The organism is Candidatus Synechococcus spongiarum (assembly GCF_900047545.1).
Classification (GTDB): domain Bacteria; phylum Cyanobacteriota; class Cyanobacteriia; order PCC-6307; family Cyanobiaceae; genus Synechococcus_B; species Synechococcus_B spongiarum_C.
The window spans coordinates 1-2,457 of the sequence record NZ_FITM01000137.1 but is presented as its reverse complement, the minus strand read 5'-3'; the positions used below and the strand labels follow the sequence as shown (position 1 = coordinate 2,457).

At 62.8% G+C, this 2,457-nt stretch carries 3 protein-coding genes and 1 pseudogene; 3 read left to right on the top strand and 1 reads right to left on the bottom strand.

Annotated elements, in window-relative coordinates; genetic code table 11:
- Both gpmI and secG read left to right on the top strand, forming a co-directional pair.
- Positions 1–1,315 (top strand): 2,3-bisphosphoglycerate-independent phosphoglycerate mutase (gene gpmI / locus FLM9_RS05705; RefSeq protein ID WP_074457664.1); only part of this gene is annotated, 1,315 nt, incomplete at its 5' end.
- 31 nt (positions 1,316–1,346) lie between these two features.
- Positions 1,347–1,571: a preprotein translocase subunit SecG gene (gene secG / locus FLM9_RS05700; RefSeq protein WP_074457663.1), complete on the top strand. Its 225-nt coding sequence runs from the start codon at positions 1,347–1,349 to the stop codon at positions 1,569–1,571.
- An 11-nt stretch (positions 1,572–1,582) separates the two neighbouring features.
- Here secG and FLM9_RS05695 read toward each other — a convergent pair whose 3' ends face one another.
- Positions 1,583–2,197, bottom strand: coding sequence for a DUF3177 family protein (locus FLM9_RS05695; RefSeq protein ID WP_074457662.1), 615 nt, complete (start codon positions 2,195–2,197; stop codon positions 1,583–1,585).
- 80 nt (positions 2,198–2,277) lie between these two features.
- Here FLM9_RS05695 and FLM9_RS05690 point away from each other — a divergent pair.
- A pseudogene (locus FLM9_RS05690) lies at positions 2,278–2,457 on the top strand (hypothetical protein); the annotation flags it as partial.

Below are 2,457 nucleotides of genomic sequence, written 5' to 3'. Positions count from 1 at the left end.
CCAGCTTAACGCCCTGGCACAGCGCCTTGAGGAGCGAGGCTCCACACTCCATCTGGTTGGCCTGTTATCTGATGGCGGGGTCCACAGCCATGTGGATCATCTGGCGGGGTTGCTGCGCTGGCTCGCCGGCCGGCGGCTGTCCCGTGTCTGTATTCACGGCATCACCGATGGACGTGATACGGCGGATCGCGCCGGTCTGGAGCACGTGAAGGCGTTGCAGCAGTTGACGGCCAGCCTCAACTGTGGCCAACTCACCACCCTCTGCGGCCGCTACTGGGCCATGGATCGTGATCATCGCTGGGACCGCACCGCCAAGGTGTACCGCCTGCTCACGGAGAACCACAGCCCCCATCATCCCGACCCTGTGGCTGCTGTTGAAGCCAGCTATGCCGAAGGAATTGGCGACGAGTTTCTTGAGCCCCACCGCTTGGGGGAGGGGGTCCTGAAGCCAGGGGACGGGTTGATTTGCTTCAACTTTCGTCCGGACCGGGTCCGTCAGATGATCCGCGCCCTGGTGCTGGAAGATTTCGACGGCTTTCCCCGCCCCACGTGGCCCGCTCCCCTGGACGTGGTCACCTTTACCCAATACGAGTGGGGTCTGCCGGTGGGCGTTGCCTTCCCCCCCCAGCCCCTGGACCACCTGCTGGGCGACGTGGTGGCTGAGCATGGCCTTCGTCAGTTCCGCATTGCCGAGACGGAAAAATATCCCCACGTGACCTATTTCTTTAACGGCGGCAGGGAACGGCCGTTGCCGGGAGAGGATCGCCACCTGGTGCCTTCCCCCAGGGTGGCCACCTATGATCAGGCCCCGGCCATGTCCGCATGGGAGGTGACCGATGGCGTCATCAGCGCCATTGCCAGGGGTGTCTACTCCTTGATCGTGGTCAATTACGCCAACCCGGACATGGTGGGCCACACTGGAATCATGGATGCGGCGGTGCAGGCTGTTGAAACGGTGGATGCCTGTGTTGGCCGCATCGCGGAGGCGACCCGTTGGGCCGGGGGCACCATGCTGATCACAGCAGACCACGGCAACGCCGAAACCATGCGTTCAGCCGAGGGCAAGCCCTGGACAGCCCACACCACCAATCCCGTGCCGTTGCTGTTGCTTGAAGGGGAAAAGCGCAAGATCTCCGGCGACGACAAGCCTGTGGAGTTGCGGGACAACGGCACACTGGCAGACTTGGCCCCCACCATCCTGGACATTCTCCGGATCCCCGTGCCGCCGGCCATGGGTGGGCACAGCCTCGTTGCCCCCTCCTGCCAGATACGACCTGGCGCTGCCGGGCGCACAGCCCAGGCGCTAGGCGTCTAACCTGGTTGCCGGTCCTTCACTTCAGCGACGGTTGCTTCACTCCTTTGCGCTCGTCATCTGGCTTGTCACAGGTGTCCTTCTGATCATCACCGTTCTCCTCCATAGTCCCAAGGGGGATGGCATGGGGGGCATGGCTGTGGGCGCTGCAGCCGGCATGTTCAGCAGTACCCGCAGTGCAGAAAGCACCCTCAACCGCGCCACCTGGACCCTGGTCACCGTCTTTTTGCTGCTGGCGGTGCTGCTCAGCGCGGCCTGAACGGGTTCCCGTTAGAAGCCGCCAGCCACCCGACCAAAGCGAGGCCATCGCACCAGCAGCCATTGCAGGAAGAACCCTGCGTAAATCACCAGACAGAACCATCCGGCCACCCTGGCTCCCTCTGTGGTCCAGGGGGCGCCAAAGAGAAAGTTCAGCCCACGGCCCAAAAACTGGCTGAAGCCACCGGGAGGCTGCTGCCAGAGGGCACACACATCACTTGCCTGCCAACCGTTCAGGCAATTCAAGGAGGCCACACTGGCTACCGCGCCCACCGCGGTGAACACCGTGAGGCTCCACCGCCAGATTCGTGTCACCAGGGGCAGGGCACGCCAGGGGGGGAGATCCGCCAGCTCATAGTTGATATCTTCCCAGAACCACAGGCTGCCCAGGATGAGCAGGTGGGCAGCCACGGCAACGGCAAAGGCCATGGGCTCCGTGCCCGCCAGCAGCAGCACGGTGACGGCCAACAGGCTGGCCACCTTCCAATACAGGTTCAGGAGTCTGCTGATGGCTCCCTCCCGCCGCACTGTGGCCCAGATCAGCACCACCAGGGGTAAGACAATGGTGAGAACCACGGCAGCACGGTATTCCGCCCAGATCAGTTGTTGCAAAAACGCAATGCTCATTGTGTGGAGGGGCGGGGAACAAAAGAGGTCCCCCTGATTATGGATTGAGTAGGGTCTGATGCACGCGTTTGTTTGTGCCCATGTTGTCCTGGCTTCAGCAAGGCCAATCGAGAACTGGTGCGTGGCGCTCTGCCCTCGCCAGTGATGCCTCGCTGGAGCAAGCCATCCAGGACCTGGACCAGCAAGCCTCCCTACGGGGATTCGGCCTGGCAGATCTGGCGATGGTGTTTGTCAGCACCAGCTTTGCCAGCGAGCTTTCC